Genomic DNA, 14,770 nt, shown 5'->3' on the forward strand with positions numbered 1-14,770 from the left:
GCGGCATTCCTGGGATCCATGCAGGCTGGGCTGATCGCAGTTCCGCTCCCGTTGCCGCACCGCGGCTCGAGTCATGAGCGGGTAAGTGCCATCCTCGCCGATACGTCGCCCTCAGTTGTTCTCACAACGTCCGCGGTCGCGGAAGATATCACCGAATATATTGATCAAGCACGCCTGGACACTGTTCTAAAGATCGTCGAAATGGATTCGATGAATCTGGACGTAGATGGCGGAACAAGCGTTCGGACAGGTGATTCGCCTAGCACGGCGTATTTGCAGTACAGCTCAGGTTCAACCCGGCTGCCGACCGGGGTCATGATCTCGCACCAGAACCTTCAGGTGAATTTCGAGCAGCTGATGCGCGGCTACTTCGCGGACACCGACGTTAAGGTCCGATCATGTACCACGTTTGTGTCGTGGTTGCCCTTTTACCATGACATGGGTTTGATGCTGGGAGTCTGCGCACCAATTCTGAGCGGTCATCGCGTCGAGCTGAGCAGTCCGATTTCTTTTCTGGAAAGGCCGGCCAGATGGATGCGATCCCTGGCCGCAACTCCGCACACATTTTCAGCTGCGCCAAATTTCGCCTTTGACTTGGCCGCCCGCAAGACAACCGACAGCGACCTGGCCGGGCTCGACCTCGGGGGGGTGCTGGGCATTATCAACGGTGCCGAACGTGTCGAGCCGGACTCCTTGAGACGCTTCGTTGATCGGTTCGCTCACTTCAATTTCCGCGACGACATGGTGCGTCCATCATATGGGTTGGCGGAGGCAACCGTCTTCGTGGCGACCGGCACCTGGAGCGAATCATCGGCGGCGGTTCGCTTCGATCTCGCGGAGCTGTCCGAGGGCCGCGTTCAACGGTGTTCGGCAGGGACCGGCACGGAGCTGATCAAATACAAAGTGCCGCAATCACCCACACTGCGGATCGTCGACTCCGACACCAACCGCGAGTGCGCTGCGGGCTTGGTCGGCGAGATCTGGGTACATGGCGCCAACGTCGCCGACGGCTACTGGGGAAAACCGCCGGAGGAGCAGCGCTGCTTCGGCGCAATGCTCGTCGACCCTTCGCCGGGCACGCCCGACGGACCCTGGCTAAGAACCGGCGACCAGGGTTTCATCTCCGAGGGTGAGCTGTTCATTGTCGGCCGCATCAAGGATCTGCTGATCATCCATGGGCGCAATCACTATCCCGAGGACATCGAGGCGACGATCCAAGAGATCACACGTGGTCGGGTCGCGGCGATATCGGTGCCGCTGAACAGTACCGAGAAGCTGGTCACCATCATTGAGCTCAAGGAGCGAGGCGACTCCAACGAGGAAGCGATGCACTGGCTCACCTGCGTCAAAAGCGACGTCACCTCCGCGATATCCAATGCGCACGGCTTGAATGTCGGAGACCTCGTTCTGGTATCGCCCGGGTCGATTCCCACCACGACGAGCGGCAAGATCCGGCGCGCCGCCTGTGTCGAGCAGTACCGCCAGGACCAATTCACCCGGTTGGACGCCTAGAAAAAACTAGAAAAAAACTGGCTAGAAACTGAGCCCGCCCGGATTCGATCGCCTAGCCGCCTCGAAGCCGCCTTGAAGTTTGCAATCGTGCCGGCCGCGGCCGGCTGTGTGTTCCTCGCGGTCGGCGTCACCGGGCTTTGACCTTTCTGGAACGCGAAAGCCCAGCAGCTTCAGGCCAATTGCATATCGGGGATCACCCTGGACGTCGACGCTACCGCAGCTGTTTGCTGTGTGGTCACAATCGCAGTCGGTGCAACACAGCAACAGATGACGGGCCGAATTCCGAGCCGCGGCTAGGTTCGCTCTGAATATTGGGATGCCCGGCTCGAGTACTCGTGGGCCGGGTTGAACATAATGAGTCCAATCGCACCGGCGCAAAGGAGCACCCGATGAGCACAACCAGCGCAGACCGTCCGTTTCGTGTGATCCAGTGGACTACCGGCAACATCGGGCGGCGATCGCTGCACGCCATCATCGGCAGACCGGACATGGAACTGGTCGGCGTCTACGCTCACGGACAGGACAAAGTCGGCGTGGACGCCGCCGAGCTGTCCGGGTGGCCGACGCCGACCGGGGTCAAGGCCACCAATGACATCGATGCGCTGCTGTCACTTCGACCCGACGCTTGTTGCTACAACCCGTTGTGGCCCAACGTCGACGAGTTGGTCCGTTTGCTGGAATCGGGCGTCAACGTGTGCTCCAGCGCGGCCTGGATCACCGGCGGCAAGCAAACGCCGCAGGACCGGCAACGCATCGAGGACGCCTGCGAACGGGGCGGCTCGACGATCTTCGGCAGCGGGGCGCATCCCGGCATGACGAATATGGTCGGCATGGTGCTGAGCGCCTCGTGCGAGCGCGTCGACGAAATCCGGATCACCGAGTCGGTGGACTGCTCGACGTACGAATCGGCGGAGACCCAAACGGGGATGGGGTTCTCGCAGGATCCCGACACCCCGGGTCTGGCCGAGAACGTGCGGCGGGAAAGCGAGGTGTTCGCGGAGTCGGCCGCGATGATGGCCGACGCGATCGGAGCCAAGTTGGACAAGATGACCTTCGACGTCACCTTTACCGCGGCCGGCGCCGACTCCGACCTGGGTTTCATGAAGATCCCCGCGGGAACCGTCGGCGGCGTCTATGGCTACCACCGTGGGTGGGAAGGCGACCGCAACGTCGTCAGCGTCGGATTCAACTGGACCATGGGCAGTCACGTCGTCCCCCCCAAACCGCTCGAGCACGGACACGTCATTCAAGTATTCGGGTTGCCCAACATGCGCACCGTCCTGCACTGTTTGCCACCGAAGGACTGGACGGAGCCCGGCTTCATGGGATTGGGAATGATCTACACCGCGATGCCGGTGACCAACGCCGTCCCGGCGGTGGTGGCCGCCAAGCCCGGCGTCGTGACGCTTGCCGATCTGCCGCCGGTCACCGGCCGGGTGGCGCGATAAAGCCGCGAGAAAGCTATGTCGTGTGCCACATCGACGGGACCCGAGGAACGCTTCCGTGCACTAAGGTTTAGGATGCTTAGCCGAGCAAAGGTTCTGCCGACATCACTGCGGTTGACGATGGAAGCAAGCTTTCCGGAAGCGCGTTACAAGCGAGATCGGTGAGCGGAAGGGGGTCAGGTGAGGGCTAGACCAAATACCGGTGCCTTAACCCGCGCTGTCAAGCGAGCGTGGATACCTCTGGTGTTGCTGGTTGTTCTGGCCGTCTCCGGATTGGTCGTGTCAAGGGTGCACAAAATCTTCGGCTCGCAGGACCTCAATGCCAATGCCGGCGCCGGGATTGAGATCGTGCAGTTCAATCCCAAGGTCGTCACCTATGAGGTCTCCGGCCCCCCAGGGACCACCGCGAACATCAACTACTGGGACGAGAACGCCAACACGCACCAGGTCAATGCGGCCCCGCTGCCATGGTCGTTCACGATCTCCACCACACTGCCCGCGGTTAGCGCCAACATCATGGCGCAGGGCGACGGCAGCCAGATCAGCTGCAAAATCACCGTGGACGGTGTCGTCCGGGAACAGCAAAACGCCGAGGGCCACAACGCCCAGACCTTCTGCCTGGTGAAATCCGCATGAGCGACCTGAACAGCAGGAGCAGGGTGGGCGCCGAAGACACCGAGGCCACCGGGCCGATCCGCACCCAAAGCCCCGCAAGGACCGAGCGCGGCCACCGGCCCGTCATCCCCCACGCGATTCGCATATTCGCTGTGCCGATCATCCTGGCCTGGGTGTTTGTCACCGTCCTCGTGAACGTCATCGTTCCGCGATTGGAAGTCGTCGGCGAAGCACATTCGGCGCCGATGACACCGGTGGACGCGCCGTCCATGAAGGCGATGATGCTGCTGGGCCACAACTTCAGGGAATTCGATTCCAACAGCACCGTGATGATCGTGCTGGAGGGTCAGCAACCTCTGGGCGACGACGCACACCACTACTACGACAATCTGATCCGGCAGCTGAGGCAGGATCCCAAGCACATCCAGCACATCCAGGACTTCTGGGGAGACCGATTAACGGCTGCGGGAGCGCAGAGCGCCGACGCCAAGGGCGCCTACGTCATGTTGAACCTCGCGGGCAACCAGGGCACGACGCTGGCGAACGATTCCGTCGAAGCCGTCCGCAAGGTGATCGAGCGAAACCAGCCACCACCCGGAGTGAAGGCCTACGTCACCGGTCCCGCGGCGCTCAGTGACGACATGCACGTCATCGGCAACGCGAGCCTGGCCAAGATCACGCTGTTCACTTTGGGTGCCATCGCGATCATGTTGCTTTTGGTCTACCGCTCCATCGTGACCACATTGGTCCAGCTGTTCATGACCGGCATCGCGCTGGCATGTTCGCGGGGAGTCATCGCGGTTCTCGCGTATCACAATGCATTCGGGCTCACCACGTTCGCCGCGAACATCCTCACCATGCTGGCGATCGCGGCCGGAACCGACTACGGAATATTCCTGCTGGGCCGCTATCAAGAGGCGCGCCAGGCCGGCGAGGATCGAGAAACCGCCTACTACACCACGTTTCGTGGCGTGGCCCCGGTGGTCCTGGGTTCGGGTTTGACCATCGCCGGGGCGACGTACTGCCTCAGCTTTGCCCGGTTGCCCTGGTTCAACACCATGGGTGCACCCGTGGCGATCGGGATGCTGGTCGTGGTGCTGGCCGGCCTCACGCTGGGTCCTGCGGTAGTTTTCGTGGGCAGCAAGGTGGGTCTTTTCGAACGCAAGCGGGCGGCCAGGGGCCGGCTGTGGCGGCGGGTCGGCACCGCGGTGGTGCGTTGGCCGGCACCGATTCTGGCCGTCAGCGCCGCCATCGTCCTAGTCGGCATGATCGCCCTGCCGGGATATGTCACGAGTTACAACGACCGGTACTACCTGCCGACCAGCGCCCCGTCCAATCTGGGATACCAAGCTGCAGACCGGCATTTCTCTCAGGCCCGGATGAATCCCGACATGTTGATGGTCGAGGCCGACCACGACATGCGCAATCCTGCCGACATGCTCGTCTTGGACAGGGTGGCCAAAAACGTCATGCGCACTGTGGGTATCGCGATGATCCAGGACATCACCAGGCCGCTGGGCATTCCGATTCAACACAGCTCGATACCGTTCCAGAACAGCATGCAGAGCCAGACGACCATGCAGAACATGGACTTCCTCAAAGAGCGCATGGCCGACATCCTCAAGATGGCCGACGAGCTGCAGGTCCAGATCGACTACACACAGCAGCTGTACAAAGTGACGCAAGATCTTTCCAATGCCGCTGACGACAGCGCAAAGACCACGGCCGAAACATCGGAAATCACCGATAAATTACGGGACCACCTCGCGGATTTCGACGACTTCTGGCGGCCGATACGCAATTACTTCTACTGGGAGAAGCACTGCTACGACATTCCCATGTGCTGGTCCTTGCGGTCCCTATTCGACTCGTTGGACGGGATCGACCAGCTTGCCGACAAATTCCACACCCTCACGGCTGACATCCAGCGCACCGCCTCGGCGACGCACGAGATGCTGGCGTTGATCCCGACGATGATTGCGACGCTGAAGACCACAAAAGGTATCACGCTGACGCTGTACCAGACGTTCTCGGCGATGATCAACCAGATGGAGGCCATGAGCGACACCGCGATCGTCATGGGGCAAAGTTTCGACGCCTCCAAGAACGACGACTTCTTCTACCTGCCGCCGGAGGCCTTCGATAACCCGGACTTCCAGACGGGGCTTCGAATGTTCTTGTCGCCGGACGGCAAGTCGGCGCGCTTTTTCATCACCCACCAGGGCGATCCGATGACCCCCGAAGGCATCTCGCGGGTCGCCGCGGAGCGAACTGCCGCGCAGGAGGGTCTGAAGCAATCGTCGCTGTCGGACGCCAAGGTCTACCTCGGCGGTACCGCCGCAACGTTCAAGGACATGCACGACGGCGCCAAATATGACCTCATGATCGCGGTGGTATCGGCGCTCACGCTGATCTTCATGATCATGTTGCTGCTTACCCGAAGTATCGTTGCGGCGTTGGTGATCGTCGGCACCGCGGCCAGTTCGATCGCGGCATCATTCGGTCTGTCCGTGCTGATTTGGCAGGACCTCCTCGGCATCAAGATCCACTGGATCGTGATGGCGCTGTCGGTCATCATCCTGCTGGCCGTCGGGTCGGACTACAACTTGTTGCTGGTCTCCCGGTTCAGGGAAGAGATCCATGCCGGACTCAAGACGGGGATCATTCGATCGATGGCCGGCACCGGCGGGGTGGTGACGGCCGCCGGCCTGGTGTTCGCCTTCACGATGGCGTCCATGCTCGGCAGCGACCTGCGGGTGCTCGGTCAGTTCGGGTCCACCGTGTGTATCGGTCTGCTGCTCGACACGCTGATCGTGCGCACGTTGCTGATGCCGTCGATCGCCACCCTATTGGGCCGTTGGTTCTGGTGGCCGCAAGTCGTCCATCCCCGCGGTGACAACGCCCGAACACCGGTGCGCGCCTAGCCGGGCGATAACTCCAGACAGACCGCGACGGCACCCGCGCCGACATGCAGCGCGAGCACTGGTCCCAACGGAGTGACGATCGCCGGCTCGCACGCCGGCAGCCGTTGCGCCAGCGCCGCCGCCACCTCGTCGGCGCCTTCCGGATTGGACACGTGGTGCACCGCCAGGGCGGCGGAGCCATCGCCGACGGTCTCGCAGACCCGGTCGATCATCGCGGTGGTCGCATGGCGGACGGTCCGCACCCGTTGGGCCAGAACGAGTTTACCGTCATCGATACGCAACAGCGGCTTGAGCGCCAGCGCTGTGCCCAGCCACGCCTTGGCCCCGCCTATCCGCCCGCTGCGGCGCAGGTTGTCCAGCCGATGCACCACCATGAACGCGTGGCAGCGGGACACCGCCGAACGCGCAGCGTCCGCGACGGTGTCCAGGTCGCCGCCCGCGGCCGCGGCCCGTGCGGCGGCGAGCGCGACAAACCCCGTGCCCATCGCCGCCGACCTCGAGTCGATCACCCGCACATTCGGGTCCAGGTCGGCGGCGGTCCGTTGGGCGGCGCCGTAGGTTCCCGACAGCGCTGACGAAATGTGTACCGCCACCACACCGTCGCCGCCGCTGTCAGCCAACGCCTGCTGGTAGGCATCGGCCAGTTCGGCCGGGGTGGCGGCCGCCGTGGTGGCGTGGCGTTTGTGGATGTCGTCGGGGATGTCGTCCACGCCGTCGCGCAGGTCCGCGCCGTCAAGCAAGATGTGTAGCGGAACCACGCGTATCGCCCACTTTTCGAGCAAATCGGCCGGCAGGCGCGACGACGCATCGGTCACGACCACAACGGTCACGGGCGCCGCTCCTCCTCATCGCTTCGCTCTGCATCGTCGTCGGCGCGGAGCATGGCTCAGCCGCGCGGTTTCTCGTTCGGTACCCCCGCTTCGGCCAGCGCCTTGAGCATCAACTCGGCGACCGCCTGGTGGGCTTCGAAATTCCAGTGAATGCCGTCGGGATTGCCACGCCCGCTCATAACATGTTCGCCCACAGCGGCTTTGAGATCTACCAGGGGAACGTCGTGGTGCTGCGCCCATTCCGTAATTGCCGCCACCGTCCCCGGGCGACCGTGGTGAGCCTTGCCGTACGTCTCGGCGATGTGCACCGACGGCAGCGACGCCACGATCGGGATGCCGGGCCGGTTGAAATCTATTGCACCACGGGTCTGTTCGAGGTATTCGGCACTCAACTGCGGCGGCAACGCGGGCCTGGCCACCGGCGAGAGCCTGGGCTGCAACCACGCGTAGCCATCGCGGGCCCAGCGCCGCAGCCACGGCGGCCGAACATAGCGGATCAGCTCGCGCAGCGCGGTCGGCAACACCGACGGCAGCGAATCCATCCCGCCGGTCGCGAAGATCACCGCGCCCGCCCTGGGCAGCGCCGCCCAGGCCCGTGGGTCCTGGGTCGCCGCCCACCAGATGTCCCGGCAGGTCCAGCCGATACGGCCGATCAGTTCCAATTCCCAACCCAATTGCGAAGCAACAATGTTCGGCCAGATACGCGGATCATCGGCGGGCAGCCCTCCGGTGGGCCCGTAATAGGCCAGCGAGTCGGCGAACACCAGCAGTGTCGGTCGTACCTCAGAGGACATCGTTAGACACCTGCGCCGAAGCGTTCCACACATCGAGGCGCCAGCGGATGTCGGCCAGGCCTTCCAGGCCGGCGCCGTCACTGTTGGAGTGGCCGGACAGCTGCACCCAACTGGCGTTGCCCATGCCGCCCAGAATGGGCCAGTTGGAGACCGGAAGCTTTAGCAGCGCAGCCGATAACGCGGCGATCAGGCCGCCGTGGGCCACCAGCACCACCGGTCGATCCGGTTGGTTCGGGTCGCCCCATTCCAACTCGCCGGATATCAGCTCGGCGACCAACGGAACGGTGCGGGCGGCCACATCGACTCTGCTTTCCCCGCCATGCGGCGCCCACGTTGCGTCTTCGCGCCATGCCAGCCGGGCGCCCGGCGACTCGGCGTCGATCTGGCTGTGGGTAAGGCCCTGCCAGTCACCGAGATGAGTCTCCCGTAACCGGTCGTCCACCCACACCTTCAGCCCCGTCCGCTTCCCCAGCTTGATCGCCGTGTCGTAGGCGCGCCGCAGATCGGACGAAACGATCAGCAACGGTTGCAGCTTGCCCAGCACGTCGGCGGCGGCGACCGCCTGCGCGCGGCCCAGTTCACTGAGCTCGGTGTCCAGCTGGCCCTGCATCCGGCTACCGAGGTTGAAATCGGTTTGCCCGTGCCGCAACATCACCAGACGGCGGATCCTCATTGCGTGCTCGCCGTATCCGCCGATAAATCCACCGGCACCACCGGGCAGTCACCCCACAGCCGGTCCAGGGCATAGAAGTTCCGGTCATCCTGGTGCTGGATGTGCACCACGATGTCGCGGTAATCCAGCAACGTCCAGCGGCCTTCCTTGGCACCCTCGCGGCGCGCCGGCCGGTAGCCCGCCTTACGCATTTTCTCCTCGACCTCATCGACGATGGCGTTGACCTGCCGCTCGTTGGATGCCGAGGCGATGACGAAGCAGTCCGTGATGGCCAACTGGTCGGAGACGTCGATGACGACGACATCGTTGGCCAATTTGGCGGCGGCCGCGCGGGCCGCCACGGCGGCCATGTCGACCGCCTCCTGGGTGGCGGTCATGTGTTGTTACCAGCGGACAGGGTCGTTTGACTCACGTTCTGCTCGGCCCCTTCGTTGGTGCGATACAGCCGGCGCTTGGAGACGTACTGCACGACGCCGTCGGGCATCAGGTACCACAGCGGTCGGCGCTCCTGGGCGCGTCGGCGGCAGTCGGTCGAGGAGATCGCCAGCGCCGGGATCTCGACGAGGGTCAAGGCATCCTCGGGCAGCTTGTCCAGAACGCCGGTGATGTGCTCTCGCCGCAACTCGTAGCCCGGACGGCTGACCCCGACCAAGCGAGCCAACTCGAACAGCTCTTCCCAGCCCTGCCACGACAGTATGGACGCCAGCGCGTCGGCGCCGGTGATGAAGTACAGCTCGGAATCAGGGTTGAGGGCGTGCAGATCCCGCAGTGTGTCCCTCGTGTAAGTGGGCCCCTCCCGGTCGATGTCGACCCGGCTCACCGAGAAACGTGGATTGGACGCGGTGGCGATCACCGTCATCAGATACCGGTCCTCGGCGGCGGAGACTTGGCGATCCTTCTGCCAGGGCTGACCGCTGGGCACGAACACCACTTCATCGAGGTCGAACAGGTCGGCGACCTCACTGGCGGCAACCAGGTGGCCGCAATGGATGGGATCGAACGTCCCACCCATCACTCCCAGCCTGCGAAGCTGCTTTTGCACGATTTGCCAGCTTACTTGAGCCGGCGACCGGGGCCATTTTTCAGCTCGGGCGCCGCGCTACCGGCGCGGGTCCCGATGTTGCGGTCACATGCGCCCCACCCGTCTCTGCGGTGGGCACCAGGCGGGTTGCCCGCACCACGAGCATCCTTCTCAGCGGAGCCGCAAGTGGCTGATGTGGCTCCATCGGGCTGGCTCCCACCGTTGCTGCAATTTTGCCCGACAATATCGGCAGCTACTGAAACCTCAACGAGATGCGAGGACACAACACCATGACCTATCTCGAGGCCTATCTCGAGCACAGCGACCATCCGGAGCGCTTCGTCGCGCACAACTATCCCGAGCACCTGGTCGACCTCGGCGAGATCCGGATGAACTATGCGGTCGCCGGTGACGCGGCTAACCCCGCGCTGCTGCTCATCCCGGGGCAAAGCGAATCGTGGTGGGGTTACGAACAAGCGATGAAGCTATTGGCCGATCACTACCACGTGTACGCCGTCGATTTGCGCGGGCAGGGTCGCTCCACCTGGACACCGGGCCGCTACAGCCTTGACCTGTTCGGCGGTGACCTGGTCCGCTTCATCGATCGGGTCATCGGCCGACCAGTAGTGGTCAGTGGGCTGTCATCCGGCGGTGTGATCGCCGCCTGGTTGTCCGCTTTCGCAGCACCCGGACAGGTCCGCGCAGCCGTCTACGAAGATCCACCCCTGTTCAGCTCGGAAGTCAATCCTGCTGTGGGTCAATCGATCCGGCAATGTATCGGGTCGATCTTTCGGCTCTGGTGCAAATGGCTGGGCCCGCAATGGTCCATCGGCGATTATGCGGGCATGCAGGCTGCGATGGCTCGCGAACTGCCCGAGTGGCTCCGAAGGATGCACATGGCAGGCGGAGACGGCCCCACCACCTCCGAGCCTCCGCAGAACCTGCGCGAGTACGACCCCGAGTGGGGTGACGCGTTTGTCTCCGGCCGGGTCGCAGTCAACTGCGATCACGAGTCAATGCTGACTCACGTTAAGGTGCCGGTGCTGTTCACGCGCCATTTCCACTTTGTGGACCCCGAGACCGGCAACCTGATCGGCGCGATCTCTGATCAGCAGGTCGAGCACGTCCGCAGACTCGTTGAAAGCACTGGAAACTCCTTTACCCTGCGCACATTTCCCGAGATGCCCCATTCCATGCACGGCACCGACCCGCAGACCTACGTCGTGACGCTCACCGATTGGCTTGCGGAGCTGGAGTCGCGCCCCGCATAACCCCTGCGTCGTCCCTCACACCGGCAGCAGCTGGTCGATCACGGCGGCCAATTGCTTGGCGGACCGACATTCGTGCATCGTGATCACCTCTTGGTAGCGCGGCACCGCCGAGTCGCCGCTGCCCCACAGGTGTTTGGGTTCGGGGTTGAGCCAGTGCGCGTGCCGGCTGGCGGTCACCATGTGGGCCAGCAGCTCGGTCTCCGGGTTGCGGTAGTTGGTGCGCCCATCCCCGAGCACCAGCAGCGAGCTGCGCGGCGACAGCACATTCGGAAACGCCTGCACGAACGAAGCAAACGCGTTGCCGTAGTCGGAATGCCCGTCGCGGCTGTACACACCGGCCTCCCTGGTGATCCGCTGGATCGCCACGGCCAGGTCGGCTTCCGGGCCGAACATGTGGGTCACCTCATCGGTGGTGTCGATGAAGGCGAACACGCGAACACGCGAGAACTGTTGGCGCAGAGCGTGTACCAGCAGCAGAGTGAAGTGGCTGAACCCGGCGACGGAGCCGGACACGTCGCACAGCACCACCAGTTCCGGGCGGGCGGGACGGGGTTTGGCCAGCACCAGGTCGATCGGCACCCCGCCGGTGGACATCGACTTGCGCAGCGTCTTGCGCAGATCGATCGAGCCGGCGCGGGTGCGTCGCCGGCGGGCCGCCAGCCGAGTGGCCAGGGTGCGCGCCAGTGGCGCCACCACCCGGCGCATCTGGCGCAGCTGTTCGCCGGAGGCGCGCAGGAACTCGACGTTTTCGGAAAGCTGCGGGATGCCGTACATCTGGACGTGATCGCGGCCGAGCTGCTCGGCGGTGCGCCGTTTGGTCTCGGCGTCGACCAGCTTCCGTAATTGCGTAATCCTCTGCGCGGCGAGCGCTTTAGCGATCTGCTCCTGGGTCGGTGTGGGCTCGTCGCCGTACGGGGCGAGCAGCCCCGCCAGCAGCTTGCCCTCCAATTCGTCCAGCGCCATCGCCTTGAGCGCCTGATAAGACGAAAATGAGGGGCCGCGGCTGGAATTGTATTTGCCGTAGGCCTCCACGATCCGCGCGATCATCGCGACCAGACGCTCGTCCATGTCGGCGAGGTCGGGGTTTTCGTTGAGCAGATCCAAGAGCATCTGGCGCATCGCCTCGACGTCGTCGGGTGGCAGGGAGTCACTGGAGTCACCGTTTTGCGCCTCCTCGGACTGACCCTCCAGGATCACCGCCCGTGCGCCCAGCGCCGCGGGGAACCACAGGTCGAACATCGCGTCGTAGGTCTCGCGGTGATCGGGGCGGCGCAGCACGGCGCAGGCGACGCCCTCGCGTAACACCTCACGATCGCCCAGGCCGAGCACAGCCATCACCCGGCCGGCGTCCACCGTCTCCGACGGCCCCACCGAAATCCCCGCCCCGCGAAGCGCTTCCACGAACCCCACCAAGTGACCGGGCAAACCGTACGGGGCCAGGGGGCGGGTGGGACGGATGCGGCGAGCGGCCATCGATGCCTTCCTAGTTCAGTCCTAGTTCAGTCCTAGTTGAGCCGCAGCTCGCCGCTCGCGCGTTGCTGGTCGGATTGATGCTTGAGGACCACCCCCAGCGTGGCGGCGACGACCGCGTCGTCGATGGTGTCTAGGCCCAGCGCGAGCACCGTTCGGCCCCAGTCGATCGTCTCGGCGATGGACGGCACCTTCTTGAGTTGCATCCCACGCAGCACGCCGATGATGCGCACCAATTCCTCGGCCAGATGATCGGGCAACTCGGGGACCCGGGACAACAGGATGCGCCGTTCCAGGTCGGGACTCGGGAAGTCGATGTGCAAGTACAGGCAGCGACGCTTGAGCGCCTCGGACAGTTCACGGGTGGCGTTGGAGGTCAACACCACGAATGGGGCCCGCTCCGCGGTGAGCGTGCCCAGTTCCGGAACGGTCACCGCGAAGTCGGACAGCACCTCCAGCAGCAAACCCTCGATCTCGATGTCGGCCTTGTCGGTCTCGTCGATGAGCAGCACCGTCGGCTCGGTGCGTCGGATGGCGGTCAGCAGCGGACGGGACAGCAGGAACTCCTCGCTGAATACGTCGGTCTTGGTCTGATCCCAGTCGCCGGAGCCGGCCTGGATGCGCAGGATCTGCTTGGCGTGGTTCCACTCGTAGAGCGCGCGGGCCTCGTCGACCCCCTCGTAGCACTGCAGGCGGACCAGGCCCGAGCCGGTCGCCTGGGCGACGGCGCGGGCCAGCTCGGTCTTGCCGACGCCGGCGGGTCCCTCCACCAGCAGCGGCTTGCCGAGCCGGTCGGCCAGGAAGACCGCCGTCGCGGTGGCGGTGTCCGGCAGGTAGCCGGTCTCGGCCAACCGCCGCGAGACGTCGTCGATGTCGGCGAACAAGGGCACGGGCCGGGCGGGCACACTCACAATCTCAAATCTCCTAAAGCATTGTGGCCGGGGCGTCAGGCCGGGCGGATCTGCCCGTCTCCCCACGCAATCCACTTGGTCGAGGTCAATTCGGGCAGCCCCATCGGGCCACGTGCGTGCAGCTTCTGCGTCGAGATGCCGATCTCGGCGCCGAAACCGAACTGCTCACCGTCGGTGAACGCCGTCGAAGCGTTGACCATCACCGCGGCCGCATCAACGCAATCGGTAAATCGTTGGGCCGCAATCATATTCGTGGTAACGATGGCCTCGGTGTGTCCGGTGCCGTACTCGTTGATGTGGGCGATCGCGGCGTCGACGCCGTCGACCACCGCCACCGCGATGTCCATCGAAAGGTATTCGCGACGCAGGTCGTCCTCGCCGGCGTCTTCGAAAAGACCTCCGTGCACGGTCACCCCGGCGTCCTCTAGGGCGGCGACGAGCCTGGGCATCGCCTGGTCGGCGATCGCGGCGTCGACCAGCACGGTCTCAGCGGCGTTGCAGACGCTGGGCCGACGGGTTTTGGAGTTCAGCAGGATGCGTTCTGCCACCTCCAGGTCGGCGGCTTCGTGCACATAGACGTGACAGTTGCCGACGCCGGTCTCGATGGTGGGGACCTGCGCGTCCCGGACGACCGCGTCGATCAGGCTGGCTCCGCCGCGCGGGATCACCACGTCGACGAGGCCACGGGCCTGGATCAGATGCGTGACCGTGGACCGATCGGCGGACGAAAGCAACTGGACCGCGTCGGCGGGCAAGTCCTCACTGACCAGCGAAGCGCGCAACACCTCGACAAGCGCCTGGTTAGACTTTGCCGCCGACGAACTTCCGCGCAACAGCACGGCATTGCCGGACTTGAGCGCCAAACCGAAGGCGTCAACGGTCACATTGGGCCGGCCCTCGTAGATCATGCCGATTACCCCGAGCGGCACCCGCTGCTGCCGCAGATGCAGCCCATTGGGCAAGCTGTAGCCGCGCAGCACCTCCCCGACCGGGTCGGGCAGCCCGGCGACCTGGCGCAGGCCGGCGGCGATTCCGTCGACGCGCGTGGAATCCAACGCCAGCCGATCGAGCATCGCGGTCGGTGTGCCGATGGCCCGGGCGGCCTCGAGATCTTCGGCGTTGGCCGCCAAGATCTGCTCGACGTGGTCTCCTATCGCCTTCGCCGCCGACTGCAGCGCCGCGTCCTTGGCGACCGTCGGAAGTAGGGCCAGCTCGCGGCAAGCGACCCGAGCGCGGCGTGCGGCATCGTGGACGTCCCGCCGCAAGTCAGGAAGCGGTGGTGCTTGCAGACTCATTGAACCAGG

13 protein-coding genes are annotated in these 14,770 nt (G+C 64.4%); 5 read left to right on the top strand and 8 right to left on the bottom strand.

The window, feature by feature from the left end:
• The 4 genes from ACLP4W_RS16605 to ACLP4W_RS16620 all read left to right on the top strand — a co-directional run.
• On the top strand, positions 1 to 1,512 hold a 1,512-nt coding region (locus ACLP4W_RS16605), incomplete at its 5' end, for an AMP-binding protein (protein ID WP_442387719.1).
• A gap of 389 nt (positions 1,513 to 1,901) precedes the next feature.
• Positions 1,902 to 2,960 carry an NAD(P)H-dependent amine dehydrogenase family protein gene (locus ACLP4W_RS16610; RefSeq protein WP_442387721.1) on the top strand — a complete coding sequence of 353 codons (1,059 nt, stop codon included), beginning with the start codon at positions 1,902 to 1,904 and terminating at the stop codon, positions 2,958 to 2,960.
• A gap of 177 nt (positions 2,961 to 3,137) precedes the next feature.
• Positions 3,138 to 3,593, top strand: coding sequence for an MmpS family transport accessory protein (locus tag ACLP4W_RS16615; protein ID WP_442387723.1), 456 nt, complete (start codon positions 3,138 to 3,140; stop codon positions 3,591 to 3,593).
• Entirely contained in the window at positions 3,590 to 6,496 is a 2,907-nt protein-coding gene (locus ACLP4W_RS16620; protein WP_442387725.1) for an MMPL/RND family transporter, read from the top strand. The genes ACLP4W_RS16615 and ACLP4W_RS16620 overlap by 4 nt, the downstream gene beginning before the upstream one ends.
• Here ACLP4W_RS16620 and ACLP4W_RS16625 read toward each other — a convergent pair.
• The 5 genes from ACLP4W_RS16625 to nadD are packed head-to-tail and all read right to left on the bottom strand — an operon-like array spanning position 6,493 to position 9,835.
• Entirely contained in the window at positions 6,493 to 7,326 is an 834-nt protein-coding gene (locus tag ACLP4W_RS16625) for a DegV family protein (RefSeq protein ID WP_442387727.1), read from the bottom strand. The two genes, ACLP4W_RS16620 and ACLP4W_RS16625, sit on opposite strands and share 4 nt — an antisense overlap.
• A 56-nt stretch (positions 7,327 to 7,382) precedes the next feature.
• On the bottom strand, positions 7,383 to 8,120 hold the full coding sequence (octT, locus tag ACLP4W_RS16630; RefSeq protein WP_442387729.1) for a diglucosylglycerate octanoyltransferase: 738 nt from the start codon (positions 8,118 to 8,120) through the stop codon (positions 7,383 to 7,385).
• Complete coding sequence (gene gpgP / locus ACLP4W_RS16635; RefSeq protein WP_442387731.1) at positions 8,110 to 8,793, bottom strand: glucosyl-3-phosphoglycerate phosphatase; 684 nt, start codon at positions 8,791 to 8,793, stop codon at positions 8,110 to 8,112. Before gpgP ends, octT begins: the two co-directional genes overlap by 11 nt.
• A complete protein-coding gene (gene rsfS, locus ACLP4W_RS16640; protein WP_442387733.1) occupies positions 8,790 to 9,170 on the bottom strand; it encodes a ribosome silencing factor in 381 nt (126 codons plus the stop codon). The genes gpgP and rsfS overlap by 4 nt, the downstream gene beginning before the upstream one ends.
• Positions 9,167 to 9,835: a nicotinate-nucleotide adenylyltransferase gene (gene nadD, locus ACLP4W_RS16645; protein ID WP_442387735.1), complete on the bottom strand. Its 669-nt coding sequence runs from the start codon at positions 9,833 to 9,835 to the stop codon at positions 9,167 to 9,169. The genes rsfS and nadD overlap by 4 nt, the downstream gene beginning before the upstream one ends.
• Before the next feature lie 269 nt (positions 9,836 to 10,104).
• Between nadD and ACLP4W_RS16650 the strand changes: the two genes are divergently transcribed.
• On the top strand, positions 10,105 to 11,085 hold the full coding sequence (locus ACLP4W_RS16650) for an alpha/beta fold hydrolase (RefSeq protein WP_442387737.1): 981 nt from the start codon (positions 10,105 to 10,107) through the stop codon (positions 11,083 to 11,085).
• A gap of 15 nt (positions 11,086 to 11,100) precedes the next feature.
• Here the strand turns inward: ACLP4W_RS16650 and ACLP4W_RS16655 are convergent, their stop codons facing one another.
• From ACLP4W_RS16655 to ACLP4W_RS16665, 3 genes are read right to left on the bottom strand one after another with little or no spacing between them, the layout of a single operon-like run.
• A complete protein-coding gene (locus tag ACLP4W_RS16655; protein WP_442387739.1) occupies positions 11,101 to 12,558 on the bottom strand; it encodes a vWA domain-containing protein in 1,458 nt (485 codons plus the stop codon).
• 32 nt (positions 12,559 to 12,590) lie between these two features.
• The gene (locus ACLP4W_RS16660) at positions 12,591 to 13,466 is read right to left on the bottom strand and encodes an AAA family ATPase (RefSeq protein WP_442387741.1); all 876 of its coding nucleotides are present in this window, start codon (positions 13,464 to 13,466) and stop codon (positions 12,591 to 12,593) included.
• A gap of 35 nt (positions 13,467 to 13,501) precedes the next feature.
• On the bottom strand, positions 13,502 to 14,761 hold the full coding sequence (locus tag ACLP4W_RS16665) for a glutamate-5-semialdehyde dehydrogenase (protein WP_442387743.1): 1,260 nt from the start codon (positions 14,759 to 14,761) through the stop codon (positions 13,502 to 13,504).
• Positions 14,762 to 14,770 lie beyond the last annotated feature (9 nt).

Origin of the sequence: Mycobacterium sp., assembly GCF_052145595.1 — a bacterium.
GTDB lineage: Bacteria > Actinomycetota > Actinomycetes > Mycobacteriales > Mycobacteriaceae > Mycobacterium.

Coding starts and splice junctions, on each gene's coding strand:
- ACLP4W_RS16655 (WP_442387739.1), bottom strand. CDS start 12,558: ATGGCCGCTCGCCGCATCCGTCCCACCCGCCCCCTGGCCCCGTACGGT.
- ACLP4W_RS16650 (WP_442387737.1), top strand. CDS start 10,105: ATGACCTATCTCGAGGCCTATCTCGAGCACAGCGACCATCCGGAGCGC.
- octT (WP_442387729.1), bottom strand. CDS start 8,120: ATGTCCTCTGAGGTACGACCGACACTGCTGGTGTTCGCCGACTCGCTG.
- rsfS (WP_442387733.1), bottom strand. CDS start 9,170: ATGACCGCCACCCAGGAGGCGGTCGACATGGCCGCCGTGGCGGCCCGC.
- ACLP4W_RS16610 (WP_442387721.1), top strand. CDS start 1,902: ATGAGCACAACCAGCGCAGACCGTCCGTTTCGTGTGATCCAGTGGACT.
- ACLP4W_RS16665 (WP_442387743.1), bottom strand. CDS start 14,761: ATGAGTCTGCAAGCACCACCGCTTCCTGACTTGCGGCGGGACGTCCAC.
- ACLP4W_RS16620 (WP_442387725.1), top strand. CDS start 3,590: ATGAGCGACCTGAACAGCAGGAGCAGGGTGGGCGCCGAAGACACCGAG.
- gpgP (WP_442387731.1), bottom strand. CDS start 8,793: ATGAGGATCCGCCGTCTGGTGATGTTGCGGCACGGGCAAACCGATTTC.